This is a genomic window from Pseudomonas sp. LSJ-87 (genome assembly GCF_032971465.1).
Taxonomy (GTDB): domain Bacteria; phylum Pseudomonadota; class Gammaproteobacteria; order Pseudomonadales; family Pseudomonadaceae; genus Aquipseudomonas; species Aquipseudomonas putida_Z.
This window is the reverse complement of record NZ_JAWJYQ010000022.1, coordinates 64409-84547: the sequence shown is the minus strand read 5'-3', so window position 1 is coordinate 84547 and position 20139 is coordinate 64409. Positions and strand designations below refer to the sequence as shown.

Here is a 20139-nt window from a genome sequence, read left to right as displayed (position 1 = left end):
GAACTTGGGGGCAGTGCCGTACCTGTGGGAGCGGGTTTACCCGCGAATGCGGCAGCAGGTTCACTGCCGCATCTCTGGGTTACTCAGCCAGTTTGTAAGCGATGATGTAGTCGCCCATCCTGGTGCCCAGCGAGCCATGCCCGCCGGCAGTCACCAGCACGTACTGCTTGCCATCCTTGCCGCTGTAGCTCATCGGCGTGGCCTGGCCACCCGCTGGCAGGCGGGCTTTCCACAATTCCTTGCCGTTGTTCACGTCATAGGCGCGCAGGTACTGGTCCAGGGTGCCGCTGAGGAAGCCGACGCCACCGGCGGTGACGATCGAACCACCCATGCTCGGCACGCCAACCGGCAGGCCGATCGGCACCGGGGTGCTGTCGCGGGTGGTGCCGTTCTTGTGCTTCCACACCACCTTGTTGGTGAACAGGTCGATGGCGGCGACATAACCCCAGGCCGGGGCCTGGCACGGTACGCCCAGTGGCGACATGAACGGGTGCATGGTCACCGCGTACGGCGCACCGGTGTTCGGCTGCACGCCGCTGGTCTCGCTTTCACGCTTGCTGCCCTCGGCCACCTGCTCACGCGGGATCATCTTCGACACGAAGGCCATGTAGTTGGGCGAGGTGAACAGCAGTTGGCGCACCGGGTCGACCGACACGCTACCCCAGTTGAACACACCGACGTTGCCCGGGTAGATCAGCGAGCCTTGCTCGGACGGCGGGGTGTATTGGCCTTCGTAACGCAGTTCGCGGAACTGGATGCGGCACAGCATCTGGTCGAACGGCGTGGCGCCCCACATGGCCTGTTCGGTCAGTTCAGGGCCGAGCAGGTTGAGGTCGGAGCGGGCCTGGGTCGGCGAAGTGTGGTCGCCTTTCACCGCACCTTGCGGGGTGGGGATCTCGCGGATCGGCACGATCGGCGTGCCGTCGCGGCGGTCGAGCACGTACAGGCTGCCTTGCTTGGTCGGCACGATGATTGCTGGCTTCACGCCATCGTCGGTTTTCAGGTGGACCAGGGTCGGCTGGCTGCCGACGTCCATGTCCCACAGGTCGTGATGGGTGAACTGGTAGTTCCAGCGAGCCTTGCCGGTGGCAAGGTCCAGGGCGACCACACCGGCGCTGTACTTCTCGGCACCCGGGGTGCGGTTTGCGCCCCACTGGTCCGGGGTCTGGTTGCCCAGTGGCAGGTAGATCATGCCGAGGTCTTCGTCGACGCTGGCGATCGACCACATGTTGGCCGAGTTGCGGCTGTACATCTTGCCGGGAGCCAGTGGCTGGGTGTCGTCCGGGTTGTTGCTGTCCCAGTTCCACACCAGGTGGCCATCGTGCACATCGTAGGCGCGGATAACGCCGGATGGCTCGTTGGTCGACTCGTTGTCGGTGACATGGCCACCGATGATCACCAGGTCACGGGTGACCGCCGCTGGCGAGGTGGAGTAGTAGCCGCCGGCGGTGAACGGGCCGATGCCGGTGGTGAGGTCGATCACGCCCTGGTTGGCGAAGCCTTCGCAGACCTTGCCGTTGTCGGCGTTGATGGCGATCAGGCGGGCGTCTGCGGTAGGCAGGTAGAGGCGGCGCGGGCAGGCCTGGGCCACGGCCTGGCCGGCGTCGGTAATTTTCGGTACCGGGCTGCCGTCGCGGCTGACGTAGCGGTTTTCGTCATAGTACGAAACGCCACGGCAGGTCATGTGGGCGAAGCCCTTGAAGGTGCCGACCGGGCTCTTGACCTGCGGGTCGTAGCGCCAGATTTCCGCGCCGGTGTCCGGGTCCAGGGCCAGCACGCGGCTGTGCGCGGTGCAGGCATAGAGCATGCCGTTGACCTTCAGCGGGGTGTTCTGGTTGGTCAGCTCCACCGGGTCGTTTTCGGTCGGCAGGTCACCGGTGCGGATGCGCCAGGCCTCTTCCAGGCGGTAGGCGTTCTGCGGGGTGATCTGGCGCAGCGGCGAATAGCGGTCGCCGTGCTCGGTGCGGCCGTAGGCCTGCCATTCGCCGTCGGGCATGGCCGGGGCGGCGCTGGCCATTTCGCTGCTGTCGCGCCCCAGTTCGCCGAACACTTCACCGGGGTGGGTGAACTGGCTGCCCAGGGCGCAAGCGCCCGAAGCGACCACTGCAATGCCGAGCAGCGCAGTGTTGGCCTTGTTGGCCGGGCCGATCAGCGGGCGACGCGCCCAGGGCAGCAGCAGGACCACACCGATGGCAAACCAGATGGCCAGGCGCGGTACCAGTTGCCACCAGTCCAGGCCCACTTCGAGCAGGGCCCACACGGTGCTGCCCAGCAGTACCAGGCCGTACAGGCCCAGGGCGATGCGGCGCTGGGCCAGCAGCAGGATGCCCGACAGGGCAAAGCCGATACCGGCGATCAGGTAGTACAGCGATCCGCCCAGCTGGCTCAGCTTGATGCCGCCGGCCAGCAGGGCCAGGCCCATCAGCAACAGCAGCGCGCCGATCAGGCGCGGTAGCCAGCGGCTTCCATTGTTGGCACCTTCAGTGCTCATCGTAGGTTCTCCGTCAGGTCAAAAAGGGGGTTAGAAACTGCTCTGGATCTTCAGGCCGCCGATCAGGGCGCCATCGACCTGCGACACCCCGCCCGGGTGGCGGATGTACTGCAGGTTGGGGCGGACCGTGAGCCAGTCGGCCAGGTGGATGCCGTAGTACAGCTCGGCGCTGTACTCGGTGTCCTGCACCGGCAGGAAACCAGGGTTGTCGTAGTCGTAGAGGCCGGCGGCCTGGTTGGCCAGGCGTGCGTTCTTGCGATAGGCAGGGTTGACGTGCACACGGGCCAGGGCGAAACCGATGTCGTCCTTGGCGCGGGCGTCGAAGGGCCCTTTGTATACCAGTCCTGCCTGCACATAGTTGTCGATGGCATTGGTCTTCTTGTCGTGCACCGTGGCGTTGGCGAACAGGCTCAGGCCACGCGACTGGTCGGACGCCAGCGAAGTCACCTGCTGCTGGGCGCCGAGCCACAAGCCGTGCTTGCTCGAACTGCTGCGGTAGGCGGCGCCGCTGAGGGCTGCCGGCTGGCCGTTGCTGTCCTTGAGAACATCCTGTGCCTTGGCATTACTGTAGTAGTAGCCGGCGCGATATTCCCCTTTCAGGCCATTGATCTGTGGGCTCCACACCAATTCCACCGGCATTACCGCGCCCTGGGTGCCGCTGCCGCTGAGCTTGAAGCCGTTGCCCGACTCCAGGTTCGAGGGGTTCTGCTCGAACACGCCGACCTGGGCGTAGAGCGCGTCGCTGAGGTTGTAGCGCACGCGCAGGGCCCACTGGCTGACCGGCCAGTTGTACCAGATGCCGCCGACCCAGTTGCCCACCTGCGAGCCGCAGAAGGCCAGGTTCTGGAAGTCGCAGGGGAAGCTGTTGAAGTCCTCGCCTTCGCCGAAACGGCCGAATTTCACGTCCAGTGCGCCATCGAAGTACTTCTGCTTGATCCACATCTGCGTCAGCCGCCAGGTTTCGCCACGGCCCCATACCTCCTGGGCCGAGGTGAAGCCGCCGACACGCGGGTCGTTGATGCGGTCGTTGCTGATGTTGTCGCCGTGGCGCTCGGTAATGGTCAGCTGGAATTCGGTGTCGTGCCAGCCAAGGATCTTCTCCAGGTCCAGGTGGCTGCCGAAGGTGAACTGGTCGCTGTAGCGCGCGGTGCGGTCGTGGTCGTAGCCACCATGCAGGTTGCTGCCCATCTCGCCGGTGTAGCCGAGGGTGAAGTCGTAGCCTTTTTCCAGCAGTTCGCTGCGGGTGCCACCCCAGTCGCCGAGCATCCAGGGGGAGTCGCTGGCGAACATCTCGCTGGCGCCGGTGGGGGCCGCCAGGGCGCTGAGGGCAAGGCCGATGTAACAGGTTTTGGGCAGTTGGAGCATGAGATAGCGCTATCTTTTGATTATTGAATAAATGGCAAGCGCATCGAAGGGCGGGCCCCTCAATGGATATGGCGACAAGATGGTTTCGATGAAGCGATTCAGCTTGCGGCGGGGAGGATATAGGGGAAGTTGTAAGAAAAAAAGACAAATTGTCGCAGTGGATTGTTGTTCAACAGGTAACAATTGGCTGCAGAGGGGGCTGCTTTGCAGCCCAATCGCCGGCAAGCCAGCTCCCACAGGATCGCGATGCACTTGAGGCAGAAGCAATACCGGTGGGAGCTGGCTTGCCGGCGAAAGGGGCGCGAAGCGCCCCGCGATTTTAGAACGTGGTACGCAGGCCCACTTCCACACTACGCCCCGGCGCCGGGGCGATATCGCGCAGGATCGAGCTGGCATAGCGCACGGTCTGGTCAGTCAGGTTCTCGCCGCGCACAAACGCCAGCCACTGGCTCTGGCCAACTTCGAAGCGGTAGCCAACGCTGGCCCCCAGCGTGGTGTAGCCATCGGTGCTGGTTTCGTTGGCCGGTTTGCGATGCTGCGACGCAGCATGCTGCACGTCGACCCGCGCCTGCCAGCGGTCCAGCTCCCAGACCAGGACGCTGTTCAGGCGCAGTGGGGCGATGCGTGGCAGCGGCTCGCCACTGTCGAGGTTTTTCGCCCGGGTGTAGTCACCGGAGAGCTCCAGGGCAAAGCTGCCATAGCGGTTCTCGGCCAGTTGCCAGCGGTCCTGGGCCTCGATGCCATAGAAGCGCGCTCGCACGCCCTGATACTGGTATTCCGGGAAACCGTCATGGTCGTGATCGTGGTCATGGTCATCCTCGCCATGGTCGTGGTCATGCCCCTCGCGGGTGTTGCCGGTGCCGATCAGGCCGATGTAGTTGCGGAAGTGGCTGTAGAACACCCCGACACTGCCCTTGTGGGTGCCATTGTCGAAACGCAAGGCCAGGTCGGTAGAAATGGCTTTTTCCTTGTTCAGGCTGGCATCGCCGACTTCAAAGGCTCCGGTGGCCACGTGGGCACCATTGGCATACAGCTCGTAGAAGGTCGGGGCGCGCTCGGTGTAGCCGAGGTTGGCGGCCAGCGACCAGATCGGGTCGAGTTGGTACACCGCCCCGGAAGACAGGCTGAAGGCGTTGAAAGTGCTGGCGCTGTCGGCGTCGGCGAAGTTCTCGTTGCCTTTGGCATCCGGGTCGACCCGGGTGTGCTCCATGCGTGCGCCCAGGCTCAGGTTCAGGCGCTCGGTGGCTTGCCACTGCTCCAGCATGAACAGCGCCAGGCTGTCGGTGTCGGTGTGCGGGACGAAGGCTTCCTCGCCCAAGGCGGAGAATTCGTTGCGGCTGACCTGGGCGCCGATCACGCCTTCTACCGGCCCGAGCGGTTGGTGGCGGGCTTCGATACGTGCTTCATAGCCCTTGTTCCTGAAGGTGGTGTGGACTTCGCCTTCTTCTATTTCACGGTGCTCGTAGTCGGTGTAGCCGGCATCGACCTTGACCGAAGTGAATGGGCCGTCCAGGTCACGCAGTTCGGAGGCGAAGGCGTAGTGGTCCTGCTTCATGTCCAGGCGCACACCTGGCTCGGCCACCGAGCCATAGTTGCTGTCGTAGCGGCTGTACGACAGGCCGGCGTAACCGTGATCCCAATGGTAGGCGCCACCCACGGCGCCACCGTCCTGGCGGCCGTCGCTGTTTTCCAGGCGGTGCTTGCTGCCGGGTTCGTCGGCGTCGCGCACTTTGGAACTGCGCGCGTAACCGGGGATGCGCAGGTCGTTGAACTGGCGGCTGTTGGCATCCAGGTGCAGGGCGAAGGCACCGTTGCCGGCCTCAAGCTTGCCAGCGCTGCTGCGGGTGGTATCGGCGCCACCGTAGCGCAGTTCACCGGCACCTTGGATGCCCTCGATGGGGGTATCCGGGATGCGATTGTCGAAGGTATTGACCACACCTCCGATGGCGTTGCCGCCGTAGAGCAGGGCAGCCGGGCCACGGACGATCTCGACACGGTCGACGGTCACCGGGTCCAGCGGCACGGCGTGGTCGTAGGACAGCGATGAAGCATCCAGGGCGCCGACGCCATTGCGCAGGATGCGAATACGGTCGCCATCCAGGCCACGAATTACCGGGCGACTGGCGCCAGGGCCGAACCAGGTGGAGGCGACCCCAGGCTGCTTGTTCAGGGTTTCACCGAGGCTGCCGTGCTGCTGTTGCAGCAGGTTGTCGCCTTCGAGCACGGTGCTGGGTGCGGCCAGCTGGCTGTTGCCCAAAGGGTTGGCGGTGATGACCTGGGGTTCGAGTTCCACGGCGTGGCTGGGTGATGCGGCCAGCCACAGCGCGACGGCGAGGGGAGAGAGACGAAGCGGTGTGTACAGCATGGGGATGGGGCGTTCCTTGGCAGATGCTTTTGTATTGTTACAATATAACATCTCTATTTCAGCACAGAGGTTTTGCGCCTGGCCAGCGGTTTTTCTGTCGACTCACCTGATCCCACCCACCACTACACTCGTGTAAGGTGCGCATCTTTCCCACGGAGCACTGGCATGAGCACGGCCCAACACAACGCGCTGCACGGCAAGACCCTCGAACAGATCCTCACCGAGCTGGTGGCGCACTACCAATGGCAGGGCCTGGCCGAGCGCATCGATGTGCGCTGCTTCAAAAGCAACCCGACCATCAAGTCGAGCCTGACCTTCCTGCGCAAGACGCCGTGGGCACGGGAAAAGGTCGAGCAGCTGTACGTGAAGCTGCAGCGCCAGGCCTGACATGCCGCGCCGTCCCTGGCTGACCGGCATGGCCGTGCTGGGTTGGTTCGGCCTGGCCGTGCAGGTGTACCTGGTGCTGTTGGCACGTTGGCAGGAACAGGCCAGTCTGGTGGGTGGCCTGATCAATGTGTTCGGGTATTTCACCGTGTTGACCAACACCCTGGTGGCAACAGTGCTCAGTTATGCGGCGTTCGGCCGGGAAGGCCGTGCCAAGCGCTTTTTCCTGTCGCCTGTGGTGGGTTCCGCGGTGGCCGCCAGCATCGTGCTGGTGGCATTGGCCTACAGCGTGCTGTTGCGTCACTTGTGGCAACCGCAGGGCTGGCAATGGCTGGCGGACGAGTTGCTGCACGATGTGATGCCCGTGCTATATGCCTTGTACTGGTGGTGCGAGGTGCCCAAGGGCAGGTTGCGGCTATGGCATCTGCTGGTCTGGGCGGTATATCCGGCGACGTATTTTGCCTACGCGCTGTGGCGGGGGAGCGAGATTGGCGTGTATGCCTACCCGTTCATCGATGTGGCGAGCCTGGGGTATGGGCAGGTATTGCTCAATGCCCTGGGGGTGTTGGCGGGGTTCTGGGGGATTGGGCTGGTGTTGCTGGGGCTGGACAGGTGGCGGGGGCTGCACAGATTGGCTTGACCTGCACTGGCCCTATCGCCGGCAAGCCAGCTCCCACAGGAATTGCGCAGCCCTTGAACGCTGCGGGGTACCTGTGGGAGCTGGCTTGCCGGCGATAGGGCCGGGGCAGCAATAATCAATCATTCGTCGTCCGCAGTCCCGTCGGCACGCCAGTAGGCCACAGCCTTGAGCGCATCCTCAGGCAAACCTTTCTCCAGCAACAGTGCCTTGGCCTGCCGGGTCAGGGCTTTTTCCAGTGCCACCCAGCCATACAACCGGCCTTGCGGCAAGGTCAGGTTCTTCACCCGCGCCAGCAGGTCTTCATGTTGGCGACGTACCCAGATCACTTCCACCTGTGCCTTGCTCGGCAGTGGCTGGCGTTCCTGCTCGTCCTCGATCTGGATAACCGCCAGTACCTGGCGGCCCGCTGGCAATTCCTCCAGGCGGCGGCCAATGGCCGGAATGGCGGTTTCGTCGCCGATCAGCAGGTAGCTGTCGAAGATGTCCGGCACCACCATCGAAGCCCGCGGCCCGGCAATGTCCAGGGTTTGCCCGGGTGCCGCCTGGGCTGCCCAGGTAGAGGCAGGGCCATCGCCGTGCAGCACGAAGTCGATGTCCAGCTCATTGGCCACCAGGTCGATGCGCCGTGGCGTGTATTCGCGCATGGTAGGCCGCGCGCCACCTTCTCGGCCCAGATTACGAGCCTCGATGGCTTGCTGTTGCTCCGGCGTTTCGGCGAACAGCAGCTTGATATGGTCGTCGCTGCCCACGCTGGTGAAGCCTTGCAGCTCGGCACCCCCGAGAGTGATGCGGCGCATGCGCGGGGTCAGTTCGGTGACCCGCAGCACCTGCAGGCGGCGTTGGCGGATTTCGTGGTTGACGCGGTGAATGGTGTCACTCATGGGGTGTCTCCCTGACAGGTTCGGCCGGCCCGGAGGCGATGGCCTTGGCGGTGTGGTTGAGCAGGTCGCGGACCCGCTCGATTTCTTCCGGTGTCCAGCGGCCACTGTGCATGTGCAGTGCGTGGCGCAGGTTGCCGACCGCTTCATGAATCTCTGGTGGGCGGTCGTGGCCGCGCAGGGCGCGCTTGCTGACTTCGATGCGCATGCGCACGCCGTCCAGTGCGACGGCCTGTTCGGCCAGGGCGGTGCGGCCGGCTTCGGTAATGGCATAGAGGCGTTTGCTGCCCTGCACCTGGCCGCTGATCAGCTCGGCCTCCTCGAGGAAGTTGAGGGTGGGGTAGATCACCCCGGGGCTTGGGCTGTAGCTGCCGTCGAACAGGTTTTCGATCTGGCGGATCAGGTCGTAGCCGTGGCCTGGCTGCTCAGCGAGCAGGGCCAGCATCAGCAGCTTGAGGTCGCCGGGGGCGAAGACGCGCGGGCCGCGTTCGCCACGACCTGGGCGCCGCTCGAAGGGGTCATGGGGGGTATGTTCGCGCATGGGGGCAGGGCTCCGTCGTTTGCGATATATCGTAAGATATTACTCAAGATATATCTAAAGACAAGCCCTTAATTGCAGATGATTATCATCTAGTTGTTCGATGTATCCCCTTGCGGCGCGGCTGTGTGCATGGCCACCTGCGGCGCTTTGCACTCATTCGGATTGCCCGGTTGCAGGTATGGCATGAGAATCGGAGCCATACCCTTGAGTACCTGCACCGGCAGCGCCGAGGTGAACTTGAAGGCCTCTGCCGAGCGCCCCGGCACGAACGCGGTCAAGGTGCCGAAGTGGTTGTCGCCCAGGAAGAACACGAAGGTGGCGGTACGGTTCAGCGAGCGTGAGCCGATCAGCCGGCCGCCAGCACCAAAGCTTTCGATGCGGTTGTCACCGGTACCGGTCTTGCCGCCCATCACCAATGGCGTGCCGTCCTGCAGCTTGAAACTGCCGGAAATACGCCGCGCGGTGCCTGCATCTACCACCTGCGACATGGCGCCTTTGAGGGCGCGCGCCACTTCTACCGGCAGAATCCGCACACCCCGGTCCGGGTCGGTGACCAGCTTGGTCTCGTAAGGCGTGTTGGCAGCGAAGTGCAGGGTGTCGATCCGCAAGGTCGGCAGGCGCACGCCGTCGTTCTGGATGATGCCGACCAGTTCGGAGAGGGCGGCGGGGCGGTCGCCCGAGCTGCCGATGGCGGTGGCCAGCGAGGGTACCAGGTGGTCGAATGGATAGCCCACGCGCTTCCAGCGTTGGTGAATGTCGAGGAACGCTTCGATCTCGACCATGGTGCGAATGCGGCTGTCACGGGCGCCCTGATGGCGGCTCTTGAACAGCCAGCCGTAAACCTCCTGGCGCTCGAAGCGGCTGGCATTGACCATTTCGGTCAAGGTAGAGCCGGGGTTCTTCAGCAGGTAACCCAGCAGCCACAAGTCCAGCGGGTGGACCTTGGCGATATAGCCCTGGTCGGGCAGGTCGTACTTGCCCGGGCCGTAGGCGTCGTACATCTCCGACAGGCGGCCATCGGTCAGTTTGCCCAGGACGATCTTGTCACCCTTGAGGTGGGCGCGGACGAAGGCGTTGAAGGTTTCCTGGCCAGCCTCGGGGAACAGGTAGCGGTGCACGGCCGCCAACCGTTGCGGGGTCACGCGCATGCTGTCGAGGAAGGTGTCCAGGCGCTGCTGCGAGGTCTTGCGCTGGTATTTCTTCCAGAAGCGCATCAGGTAGTTGGTGCCTTCCTTGTCGGCGAAACGGGCCAGGTATTCCTGGCGGCGCGGGTCGGAGTCGTCCTTGAGCAGCGGCACGCGGTTGTACGGTTGCTGGTAGGTCACGTAGCGCACCAGGTCGCGCATCAGGCGGATGAACGGCAGGTTGATCGATTCGCGCAATGCATCCTTGAGGGTCGGGTTGCGGCTGTTGTCTTCCTTGCGGAAGTTGTTGAACACATGCATGCCGCCGCCGGTGAAGAAGGCTTCGCCGGTGTTGGCCGAATACTTGCGTTCCAGCGCCGCATCGAGCATCGCGTCCAGGCTCTGGTTCTTGCTGTTCTGCGCCAGCCATTCCAGCGACCACTGGCTGATGCGATCGAGTTCGGCGACTTCGACTTTCTTCAACTCGGCGGCTGGCTTGCCGGCGTACTTGTCGTGCAGTTCGGCGATGATCTCCAGGTAGGTGGTGAGCACCCGCAACTTGGCGGTGGAACCCAGTTCCAGCTTGCTGCCTTCGTTGATGTCGAACGGCTGGTCGGTGCTGTCGGTTTGCACCCGCACCCGCGAGCCGTCAGCGGTGCGCTCGAACAAGGTGAAGCTGTAGCTCACCTGGTCGGTGGTCTTGGCGGTAAGCAGGCGTTCGCCGATCAGGCCGATCTGCGCTGCGAATTCAGGGTCGGCAAGGTTTTTCAGGTACTGGCTGACCTGCAGCTGCAGGTCGGACTGCAGGGTACTGGTGGCCGACACGTCGAGCCGGTCGAGGTCGTACAGCGGGCGGTTGAGCATGGCCGCCAGGCGGTTGCGTGCCAGGCTGATGCCCTTGTTGGTGACGATCGGCACGATGGTCGGTTGCGCCACCCAGTCGCGGTATACCGCCTTGCTGGCCAGTGCCGCGTCGGCCAGTGGCGGCTCGATGACCTTGTTGGCGGCCAGCACGCGGATGTGCGCGTCGGTCAGTTCGGCCAGTTCGAGCCGCCCCTTGGACAGGTAGTGCGACGGCCGGCGCTGGGCAATCATCAGTGACAGCACCTGGCGCAGGGCCAGGCCGCGTGCGGCCATGCTCTCGGGGTCGCTGGCGGTGGAGTTCAGAGCCTGGTTGACCTGGTCGAAGTCGGCGCCGTACCACACCCGCAGGCCTTCGGCCATGCCATGCACTTCGCCATGCCCAGGCACTGCCGACAGCGGCACGCTGTTGAGGTAGTCCCGCACGATGCGCTGGCGCGCCTCGGTGGTGTCAGGGCCGCCCTGGTAGGCGCGCACGCTGGCGGAAATCATCTGGCGGATCTTCTCGGCGCCGGAAACGGTCAGGCCGTCCGGTGAATGGCGGTACTTTTCCAGCTGCGTGGCCAGGGTGCTGCCGCCAGCGGACTGGCCGGGCAGGGCCAGGTACTTGGCCACCTGGCTGTAGGCGGCCTTGGCGAAGCGCGGCCAGTCCACGGCCGGGTTGTTGCGTGGGTCCTTGGTGTCGAGCAGGTCGCGGTTCTCGATGAACAGCAGGCTGTTGACGATCACCGGCGGGATCGCCGCAAAGTCCGGGTACAGGTGTTGCGGGTAGTTGTACTGGTACAGCATGTCGCCGCGGCAGTCGGTGATCGACAGGCCAGCCTGGATTTTCTCGATATAGGGGGCGAACAGCCCATGATCGACGTAGTTCATCAACGCCGGCGAGAACTTCACCTGCTCGCTGATCAGGTAGTCGCGCTTGAGCAGGCGCGGCAGGAATTCGCCCAGCGCGCTGTAGCCCAGGCGTTTGTCGAACGGCCCTTCGCCGGGGTAGACGATGGCATCGCTGGGGCCTGGTTGCAGCGAATAGGTGAGGGTGCTGGCCAGCTTGCTGAATTCCCGCGACTGCAGGTTGGAAGTGCGGAATTCGTCATACGCAGCGAAGCCGATGGCCACCAGCGCCACCAGCAGGATGAGGATGATCAGCCGCCACCATAGCCGACGCTGACGGGGGGACTTGGGTTGTGGCGTCTCGGCCGGAGGTATCTCGGGTGCTTCCGTTCTGCTTGGTTCCGATTGCCACAGTGCGCCCATAGTCTTCTATCCGGCCAGGTATTTTCGTCTTGCTTGTCTGAAGCTTAGACGTTGAGCGGGTCAGGTGAAAAATTTGTAAGAGACGGAGAAAAGTGGCGTAGGGCTATGCGGCTTTGGTGTGGGTTTTTTCGTAAGGCGATATTGCTATGGTGGCCAGGAAATTTTGCGGCCGCTTTGCGCCCGATCGCAGGCAAGCCAGCTCCCACAGAGCCCGAGTTCTCGCCAAATTTCTGCATATTTACAGTGAAAACCCCTACAACGGTCTTCCTATACTGCTCGCCCCCTTCGCCTTGCCGGGCGCTCTATTCCGGCACACGGGCCGGCCCACAAGGCCAGCTCGGCAAGCCAACGCCACGCCTATCGGCCTGGCCGGTGCTGCACGAAGGTCAAATCCAATAACAAAATGAGGTTGTATTGCTATGCCAGTCGGCAACCACCCTGCCCACGGCCAGGCCACCGAAGGCGGCCCGCTCAAGCGTGAACTGGGCGAACGGCACATCCGCCTGATGGCGCTGGGCGCCTGTATCGGTGTCGGTCTTTTCCTCGGTTCGGCCAAGGCCATCGAAATGGCCGGCCCCGCCATCATGCTGTCCTACATCATCGGCGGCCTGGCCATTCTGGTGATCATGCGCGCCCTTGGCGAAATGGCCGTGCACAACCCTGTCGCCGGCTCGTTCAGCCGTTATGCCCAGGACTACCTCGGCCCGCTGGCGGGTTTCCTTACCGGCTGGAACTACTGGTTCCTGTGGCTGGTGACCTGCGTTGCCGAAATCACCGCGGTGGCCATCTACATGGGCATCTGGTTCCCCGACGTACCACGCTGGATCTGGGCCCTGGCGGCGCTGGGCAGCATGGGGGCGGTCAACCTGGTGGCCGTCAAGGCGTTTGGTGAGTTCGAATTCTGGTTCGCCCTGATCAAGATTGTCACCATCATCGCCATGGTCCTTGGCGGCATCGGCATCATTGCCTTCGGCTTCGGCAATGACGGCGTGGCAGTGGGTATCTCCAACCTGTGGAGCAACGGCGGCTTCATGCCCAATGGCGTGACCGGCGTGCTGATGTCGCTGCAGATGGTGATGTTCGCCTACCTGGGCGTGGAAATGATCGGCCTGACCGCCGGTGAAGCACGCAACCCGCAAAAGACCATCCCACAGGCCATCGGCTCGGTGTTCTGGCGCATCCTGTTGTTCTATGTCGGTGCGCTGTTCGTGATCCTGTCGATCTACCCGTGGAACGAAATCGGCAGCCAGGGCAGCCCGTTCGTCATGACCTTCGAGCGCCTGGGCATCAAGACCGCCGCCGGCATCATCAACTTCGTGGTCATCACTGCAGCGCTGTCGTCGTGCAACGGCGGCATCTTCAGCACCGGGCGCATGCTCTACAGCCTGGCGCAGAACGGCCAGGCCCCGGCGGCCTTCGCCCGCACGTCGAAGAACGGCGTGCCGCGCAACGCGCTGCTGCTGTCGATCGGCGCGCTGCTGCTGGGCGTGCTGGCCAACTACCTGGTGCCGGAGAAGGTCTTCGTCTGGGTGACTTCGATCGCCACCTTCGGCGCGATCTGGACCTGGGTGATGATCCTGCTGGCGCAACTGAAGTTCCGTGCCGGCCTCACCACTGCCGAGCGCAAGGCACTGAAGTACCGTATGTGGTTGTGGCCGCTGAGCTCGTACCTGGCACTGGCCTTCCTGGTGCTGGTGGTCGGTCTGATGGCGTACTTCGAGGACACCCGCGTGGCGCTGTACATCGGCCCGGCGTTCCTGGTGCTGCTGACGGTGCTGTACTACGCGTTCCGCCTGGCGCCGAAAGACGCGCAGGGTGTGGCCAGTACTGCTTCCTGATCTGAAATGGCTGGGGCCGCTTTGCGGCCCTTTCGCGACACAAGGCCGCTCCCACAAGAGATAGCGTACTCCTGTGGGAGCGGCCTTGTGTCGCGATGGGCTGCGTAGCAGCCCCAGGTTCAATCAGGCCGCCACCTCGCTGTGCGGCTCGAAGCTGTCCGCCCGCGCCAACTGCCACATGCGCGAATAGAACTGCCCATTCACCTCGCCAGTCAGCAGCTCACCCGGCTTCAAGAACACATGCATCTGCGAGAACAGCTTGATCTCGGTGGCCGAGATGCGCCGTACCAGGTGCTTGGCCTCCAGCTGCGCCGGGTGCTCCAAGCCCGCTGCCGCAAGCATTTCGGCCAGGGCACGCAAGGTATTGTGATGGAAGTTCAACACCCGTTGGGCTTTGTCCGGCACCACCAGCGCCCGTTGGCGCAGAGGGTCTTGCGTGGCCACACCGGTCGGGCACTTGTTGGTGTGGCAGCTCTGCGACTGGATGCAGCCGATGGCGAACATGAAGCCGCGCGCCGAGTTGGCCCAGTCGGCGCCAATGGCCAGCACGCTGGCAATGTCGAACGCGCTGACGATCTTGCCGCTGGCGCCCAGCTTGATCTTGTCGCGCAGGTTCAGGCCAACCAGGGTGTTGTGCACGAACAGCAACCCTTCGCGCAGCGGTACGCCAATGTGGTCGGTGAACTCCACCGGCGCCGCGCCGGTGCCGCCTTCCTTGCCGTCGACGACGATGAAGTCGGGCAGGATGCCGGTTTCCAGCATGGCCTTGGCGATGCCCATGAACTCCCACGGGTGGCCCAGGCAGAACTTGAAACCTACCGGTTTGCCGCCAGACAGCTCACGCAGCTGGGCGATGAACTGCATCATTTCGATGGGGGTGGAGAAGGCGCTGTGGCGCGACGGCGATATGCAGTCTTCGCCCATCAGCACGCCACGGGTTTCGGCAATTTCCCGAGTCACCTTGTGCTTGGGCAGGATGCCGCCATGGCCGGGCTTGGCGCCCTGGCTCATCTTGATCTCGATCATCCGCACCTGCGGGCTGCGCGCCTGGGTGGCGAAGCGCTCGGGGTCGAATCGCCCGTCTGCCGTGCGGCACCCGAAATAGCCGCTGCCCAGTTCCCAGACCAGGTCGCCACCGTGCTCGCGGTGATAGGGGCTGATGCTGCCTTCGCCGGTGTCATGGTGGAAATTGCCCAGCTTGGCGCCCTGGTTGAGGGCGCGGATCGCGTTGGCGCTGAGCGAGCCAAAGCTCATCGCCGATATGTTGAAGATCGATGCCGAGTATGGCTGGCTGCACTGCGGCCCGCCGACGATGACCCGGAAGCTGGCCGGGTCGGCCAATGGCGCCGGGCGCATGGAGTGGCCGATGAATTCGAAGCCGGACTCGTACACGTCGATCAGGGTGCCGAAGGGTTTGTCCGAGGCTTCGTTCTTCGCCCGTGCATACACCAGCGAGCGCTGGGCGCGGGAGAACGGCAGGGCGTCGCTGTCTGCCTCCAGCAGGTACTGGCGGATTTCCGGGCGAATGGCCTCGACCAGATAGCGGATGTTGCCCAGGATCGGGTAGTTGCGGCGTACTGCGTGGCGTTGCTGCAACAGGTCGAACAGGCCGATCAGGCTGAGGATGGCGGTGCTCAGGGTGAACGGCCACAACCATTCGTGGTGGGTGAAGGGCAGGCTCGCCAGGGTGAACAGCACACAGGCGGCGAAGAAGGCATAGCGGCTGAGAAGTGACAGGCTCATACAGGGTCCTTGCGATGGCGCGGTCAGGCTCAGGGCCTGGGGCAAACCCCGACCATAGCCAAGTTGCACGGCTGTGCAAATTAAAATCGGGGTAGCGAAAATCATTCTCGCCAAGCCTTGTGCTGGCTGTACTGGCCCTATCGCCGGCAAGCCGGCTCCCACAGGGATAGCGCATCGCTCAAGGCCGATGCGGTCGAGGTGGGAGCTGGCTTGCCGGCGATAGGGCCAGTACCGCAAAAAAGCATTCAGATAGTGTCGCGCAGCAGCTTCTGCCGCCAGCTTTCCTGCTCTTGTGCCGGCGCTTCGACCAGGTACGAATAGTGCCCGGCCACCCGCACCGCCACCGGCACCCCGTCGCGATACAACAGGCGGTTGCCACTCACCGCCGGCACTTTTACCCCCGGCAGCAGCGACCCGACCAGGTTCAGCGGGTCACTGGCACTTACCACCACCAGTGCCCCGTCCAATTCACGCTTGCGCACCTGCCGCAGCAGCCCCACCGCCTCCGGCAGGGCGAACTGTTCGCCGGCCAGCCCGGCAATGAAACGCCCGCCACGAATCTCGCCACGCGCTTCCAGCCTGTGATAGCAGCGCAGCAGTTCGCGCCAGGGCGGCAGCACATCGCTTTCGCGCTCCAGCAGGCGCCAGCACACCACGCCATAGCGCCGAAGCAGGGCCCGGGCGATGTGCTCCAGGCGCTGGCTGTCGTCTACAGCGCCCCTGCGCAGCAAGGCCCAGCGCCCGGCATGGGACATGCTGCTGGACATCGGCGGGTGGCCGCGTCGGCTGTTGCGCGATGTGCGTTTCGCCGCCGGGGTGATCAGGCTGCGCAGGCCGGTGAAGCTGTCGGCCCCCACCAGGCCTGCGCCTACCAGCTCTTGCAAGGCCGTTTCCAGTTCGCTGGGCAGCAGGTGGGCATCGTTTGTCAGCTCGTCGAAGAACAGCGCGCCATGTGCGTTCAGCACCTCGTGGACGCGTTGCGCCCGTGCGCCGAGGCTATCCAGGGTTGGCACGGGGGCAAGGCTGCGCCACAACCCAAGATGCTCGCGCGGCAGCAGCACCAGCGGTGTGCTCGACAAGGTGTTGCTCGACACGGTCGTCGCCAGCCGGCTCCAGGCGAACTGCCCGCTACGGCAGGCATCGTCGAGCCAGTGCGGGCTGTAGTCCTTGATACGTGCCGGCAGCAGTTCGGCCTCCCAGGCTCCGGCTGCACTCGGGAACCCTTGCAACTGGCCAAGTACCTCGGTCACGGCTTGCGGGCCGCGCAGGCGCGTGTCGTCAGCCAGGTGCTGCCAGTCGAACAGAAAGCGCATGAAGTCCTGCAGGCTGACCGGCTCGATCTCCCGGCGCAGGCGTTTGACCGTGTAGCGGTGGATGCGCGCCAGCAAATGGCGCTCGCACCACTGCAGTTCGCTTGCGCCGGGGCTGAAATGCCCACGCAGCACGTAGCCTTCGGCCTCCAGGCGGGCCAGGGCCTGTTCGATGGCCGGCAGCGGTTTGCCAAGTGCTGCCGCAATCTGCGCACGGGTCAGCGGGCCATGGCCGCTCAGGCGGGCTCGCAGCAGTTCGACCAGCGCAATGTCTGGCTCGATGGCCTGATCGAAGCCTGGCAGTGCCTGCAACGCAGGTTCCACCCGGGAGCCGGGATACAGCACTTGCAGCAGGCTCAACCGCTCACGCGCCAACCACAGCTTTTCATCCACCAGGCGCAAGGCCCGGCCGGCCTTGGCCAACTGCCTGAGCAGCAGCTCCCAGCTGGCATTGCCCTGTACTTCGTCCTGGCTGATGGCCCCCAGGCCCATCAACGCTTCATGCATTTCGTCGGCATTGCCCGGTTGCGGCCAGGCCTCGGCTGCGACGGCGGCAATGGCATCGGCGTCCAGCGCGCCCAGGTCGTCGCCGCTCTGCACTTCGCTCCAGCGCCGGTTGAGCACCGCCTGAGTGCGCCGTTCTTCCAACGGGGCGTCATCCAGGAAGGCATAGGGCCGTGCATTGAGGATGGCCGCCGCCAGCGGCGAAGGGGCGGGCAGGTCGCGGCACACCAGGCGCACCGTGCCGCTTTCCATACGCCGCAACAGCGCCAGCCAGCCTTCGCTGTCCATCGCCTCGTGCAGGCAGTCGTCGAGGGTTTGCTCGACCAGCGGATGATCGGGAATCTGCCGCTCGCCGACGATGTTCTCCAGGCAGGCGATCTGGTCGGGGAACACGGCGGCAATCAGGTCTTCACTCTTCATCCGCTGGATCTGTGGCGCCACCTTGCGACCGCCGACAAAGCGCGGCAGGGCCATGGTCACGCTGGCGTTCCAGCGCCAGCGCACGCCAAACAGCGGCGCATCGAGCAGCGCCTGGACAAGGATCGGCTCGGCGCTGCGGCTGTTCAGGTAACGCCACACGTCGTCCAGTTCGAAACTGTGGCTGGAGGACAGCGACAGCACGATGGCGTCCTCGCTGGCCGCCGCCTGCAACTCGAAGTTGAAGGTGCGGCAGAAGCGCTTGCGCAGGGCCAGGCCCCAGGCGCGGTTGATGCGGCTGCCGTAGGGCGAATGGATGATCAGCTGGGTACCGCCGGACTCATCGAAGAAGCGCTCCATCACCAGCGTGTCCTGCGAGGGCAGGGCGCCGAGCACTTCGCGGGTGCGGGCCAGGTAGTCGAGCAACTGGCCAGCGGCGGCTTCGTCCAGTTCGAAGGTAGCCTGCAACCATGCCAGCACCTCGGCCTGGTTGTTGTCAGCCAACTGTTGGTCGATCTCCGCCTGCAGCCGGGCCACCGCGGCAGACAGCTCATCGCTGCGCCCCGGCGCCTCGCCCAGCCAGAACGGGATGGTCGGTGGCAGGCCCTGGGCATCCTCCACCCGCACCCGGCCCGGTTCGACGCGCAGGATGCGATAGGAGGCATTGCCCAGCTGGAAGATATCGCCGGCGATGCTTTCCACGGCGAAGTCTTCGTTGACGCTGCCGATGTTCAGCGCCTGCGGTTCGAGCAGCACGGCGTAGTCGGCGTTGTCGGGGATGGTGCCGCCGCTGGTCAGGGCGGTCAGCTGGCTGCCGCGGCGGCCACGCAGGGTGCCGCTCACCGCATCGCGGTGCAGGTAGGCACTGCGCACGCCCTGGCGGCCGTTGTAGCCCTCGGCGAGCATGCGCAGCAGGGCCTGGTAATGTTGCTGGTCGAGCTCGGCGTAGGGTGTGGCCTGGCGCAGGCAGTCGAACAGGGCCTGTTCGTGCCAGGGCTGGTTGCTGGCTTCGGCGACGATCTGCTGGGCCAGCACATCCAGCGGCGCCCGGGGAATGTGCAGTTCATCCAGCTCGCCCCGGCGTATGCAGTCGAGCAGGGCCACGCATTCGATCAGGTCATCGCGCGAGGTCGGGAACAAGCGACCCTTGGGCACGCCATCGACCTGGTGTCCGGCGCGGCCGACCCGCTGCAGCAAGGCCGCGATCGAGCCTGGCGAAGCGATCTGGCAGACCAGGTCGATGTCGCCGATATCGATGCCCAGCTCCAGCGATGCAGTGGCCACCAGCACCTGCAGTTGGCCGTTTTTCAGGCGTTGTTCGGCATCCAGGCGTAGCTCCTTGGCTAGGCTGCCGTGGTGCGCGGCAACCGCCTCCTTGCCCAGGCGGTCGCTGAGGTGGCGGGTGATGCGCTCGGCCAGGCGTCGGGTGTTGACGAACACCAGGGTGGTGCGATGTTCGCGCGCCAGGGTGGCCAGGCGGTCATAGACCAGGCCCCAGACATCGGTGGCCATCACTGCACCCAGCGGCACTGGCGGCACCTCGATGGCCAGGTCGCGCTGCCGAGCATGGCCGACATCGACGATTGCGCAGGGGCGGCCGTTGCCGACCAGAAATTGCGCCACCCGCTCGACCGGGCGTTGCGTGGCCGACAGGCCGATGCGCCGCAACGGCCGGTTGCACAGGGCCTGCAGGCGCTCCAGGGTCAGTGCCAGGTGGGCGCCGCGCTTGTTGCCTGCCAGGGCATGGATTTCGTCGACGATCACCGTGTGCACGCTGGCCAGGCCTTTACGGCCAGAAGCCGAGCCCATCAGCACGTAGAGCGATTCGGGGGTGGTCACCAGGATGTGCGGCGCCAGCTTGCGCATGGCGGCACGCTCCTTCTGCGGGGTGTCGCCGCTGCGCACGGCGGTGGTGATGCGCGGGGCGTTCAGGCCCTGGTCCGCGAGGGCCTGGCTGATGCCTTCGAGCGGGGCTTGCAGGTTCAGGCGGATATCGTTGGACAGCGCCTTGAGTGGCGAAACGTAGACCACCTGGGTCTGCGCTGGTAGCTCGCCCTGATGCTCCAGGCCTTGGCGGAACAGTTCGTCGAGCACGGCCAGGAATGCACTGAGGGTCTTGCCCGAACCGGTCGGCGCGGCCAGCAGCATCGACTGGCCCGCATGGATCAACGGCCAGGCCTGGGCCTGGGCATCGGTCACCGTGGCGAAGTGGCGACGGAACCAGGTGCGCACGGCGGGGTGGAACAGCTCGAGCACCGGGTGGTGTTTGGCGGGCAGGTTCATGTGTTGGTTATGGAGGGTGTGGGGCGGGTTGGCAAGGGGCCGTTCGTCTGCCAGATCTGCTATGACCTGTGCCGGCCTCTTCGCGGGTAAACTCGCTCCCACAGGTACTGCGCCGCTCTCTGGCCTTGTGGTGCACTTGTG

General features: G+C 64.6%; 11 protein-coding genes. 3 read left to right on the top strand and 8 right to left on the bottom strand.

What is annotated here, in order from left to right; translation table 11 throughout:
- Positions 1-79 precede the first annotated feature (79 nt).
- From RYH74_RS14585 to RYH74_RS14575, 3 genes are all read right to left on the bottom strand, one after another.
- On the bottom strand, positions 80-2491 hold the full coding sequence (locus RYH74_RS14585; protein WP_075046167.1) for a glucose/quinate/shikimate family membrane-bound PQQ-dependent dehydrogenase: 2412 nt from the start codon (positions 2489-2491) through the stop codon (positions 80-82).
- A 30-nt stretch (positions 2492-2521) separates the two neighbouring features.
- Positions 2522-3856, bottom strand: coding sequence for a carbohydrate porin (locus RYH74_RS14580; protein WP_075046166.1), 1335 nt, complete (start codon positions 3854-3856; stop codon positions 2522-2524).
- Positions 3857-4175: 319 nt separating this feature from the next.
- Positions 4176-6221: a TonB-dependent receptor gene (locus RYH74_RS14575; protein WP_317409638.1), complete on the bottom strand. Its 2046-nt coding sequence runs from the start codon at positions 6219-6221 to the stop codon at positions 4176-4178.
- A 165-nt stretch (positions 6222-6386) separates the two neighbouring features.
- Between RYH74_RS14575 and RYH74_RS14570 the strand changes: the two genes are divergently transcribed.
- Positions 6387-6608 (top strand): VF530 family DNA-binding protein, encoded by a 222-nt coding sequence (locus RYH74_RS14570; RefSeq protein WP_003252112.1) that lies wholly within the window; start codon positions 6387-6389, stop codon positions 6606-6608.
- A 1-nt stretch (position 6609) separates the two neighbouring features.
- Positions 6610-7245 (top strand): Pr6Pr family membrane protein, encoded by a 636-nt coding sequence (locus RYH74_RS14565; protein WP_317409637.1) that lies wholly within the window; start codon positions 6610-6612, stop codon positions 7243-7245.
- A gap of 119 nt (positions 7246-7364) precedes the next feature.
- Here RYH74_RS14565 and RYH74_RS14560 read toward each other — a convergent pair whose 3' ends face one another.
- The 3 genes from RYH74_RS14560 to RYH74_RS14550 all read right to left on the bottom strand — a co-directional run bounded on the left by RYH74_RS14560 (position 7365) and on the right by RYH74_RS14550 (position 11903).
- The gene (locus RYH74_RS14560; RefSeq protein WP_317409636.1) at positions 7365-8126 is read right to left on the bottom strand and encodes a siderophore-interacting protein; all 762 of its coding nucleotides are present in this window, start codon (positions 8124-8126) and stop codon (positions 7365-7367) included.
- Entirely contained in the window at positions 8119-8664 is a 546-nt protein-coding gene (locus RYH74_RS14555; RefSeq protein ID WP_046614772.1) for a PadR family transcriptional regulator, read from the bottom strand. The genes RYH74_RS14560 and RYH74_RS14555 overlap by 8 nt, the downstream gene beginning before the upstream one ends.
- 89 nt (positions 8665-8753) lie before the next feature.
- The gene (locus RYH74_RS14550) at positions 8754-11903 is read right to left on the bottom strand and encodes a transglycosylase domain-containing protein (protein ID WP_317409635.1); all 3150 of its coding nucleotides are present in this window, start codon (positions 11901-11903) and stop codon (positions 8754-8756) included.
- 419 nt (positions 11904-12322) lie between these two features.
- Here RYH74_RS14550 and RYH74_RS14545 point away from each other — a divergent pair, with 419 nt between their 5' ends.
- Positions 12323-13741, top strand: coding sequence for an amino acid permease (locus tag RYH74_RS14545; RefSeq protein ID WP_075046161.1), 1419 nt, complete (start codon positions 12323-12325; stop codon positions 13739-13741).
- A 123-nt stretch (positions 13742-13864) separates the two neighbouring features.
- On the opposite strand, the gene RYH74_RS14540 is transcribed toward RYH74_RS14545, so the two are convergent.
- The gene (locus tag RYH74_RS14540; protein WP_075046160.1) at positions 13865-15484 is read right to left on the bottom strand and encodes an FMN-binding glutamate synthase family protein; all 1620 of its coding nucleotides are present in this window, start codon (positions 15482-15484) and stop codon (positions 13865-13867) included.
- Between the two features lie 245 nt (positions 15485-15729).
- Positions 15730-19998: a DEAD/DEAH box helicase gene (locus RYH74_RS14535; RefSeq protein WP_317409634.1), complete on the bottom strand. Its 4269-nt coding sequence runs from the start codon at positions 19996-19998 to the stop codon at positions 15730-15732.
- Between the last annotated feature and the right edge of the window lie 141 nt (positions 19999-20139).

What these genes read in the sequence shown, in the direction of transcription:
- RYH74_RS14585 (WP_075046167.1), bottom strand. Translation starts at nt 2,491, where the DNA reads ATGAGCACTGAAGGTGCCAACAATGGAAGCCGCTGGCTACCGCGCCTG.
- RYH74_RS14580 (WP_075046166.1), bottom strand. Translation starts at nt 3,856, where the DNA reads ATGCTCCAACTGCCCAAAACCTGTTACATCGGCCTTGCCCTCAGCGCC.
- RYH74_RS14575 (WP_317409638.1), bottom strand. Translation starts at nt 6,221, where the DNA reads ATGCTGTACACACCGCTTCGTCTCTCTCCCCTCGCCGTCGCGCTGTGG.
- RYH74_RS14570 (WP_003252112.1), top strand. Translation starts at nt 6,387, where the DNA reads ATGAGCACGGCCCAACACAACGCGCTGCACGGCAAGACCCTCGAACAG.
- RYH74_RS14565 (WP_317409637.1), top strand. Translation starts at nt 6,610, where the DNA reads ATGCCGCGCCGTCCCTGGCTGACCGGCATGGCCGTGCTGGGTTGGTTC.
- RYH74_RS14560 (WP_317409636.1), bottom strand. Translation starts at nt 8,126, where the DNA reads ATGAGTGACACCATTCACCGCGTCAACCACGAAATCCGCCAACGCCGC.
- RYH74_RS14555 (WP_046614772.1), bottom strand. Translation starts at nt 8,664, where the DNA reads ATGCGCGAACATACCCCCCATGACCCCTTCGAGCGGCGCCCAGGTCGT.
- RYH74_RS14550 (WP_317409635.1), bottom strand. Translation starts at nt 11,903, where the DNA reads ATGGGCGCACTGTGGCAATCGGAACCAAGCAGAACGGAAGCACCCGAG.
- RYH74_RS14545 (WP_075046161.1), top strand. Translation starts at nt 12,323, where the DNA reads ATGCCAGTCGGCAACCACCCTGCCCACGGCCAGGCCACCGAAGGCGGC.
- RYH74_RS14540 (WP_075046160.1), bottom strand. Translation starts at nt 15,484, where the DNA reads ATGAGCCTGTCACTTCTCAGCCGCTATGCCTTCTTCGCCGCCTGTGTG.
- RYH74_RS14535 (WP_317409634.1), bottom strand. Translation starts at nt 19,998, where the DNA reads ATGAACCTGCCCGCCAAACACCACCCGGTGCTCGAGCTGTTCCACCCC.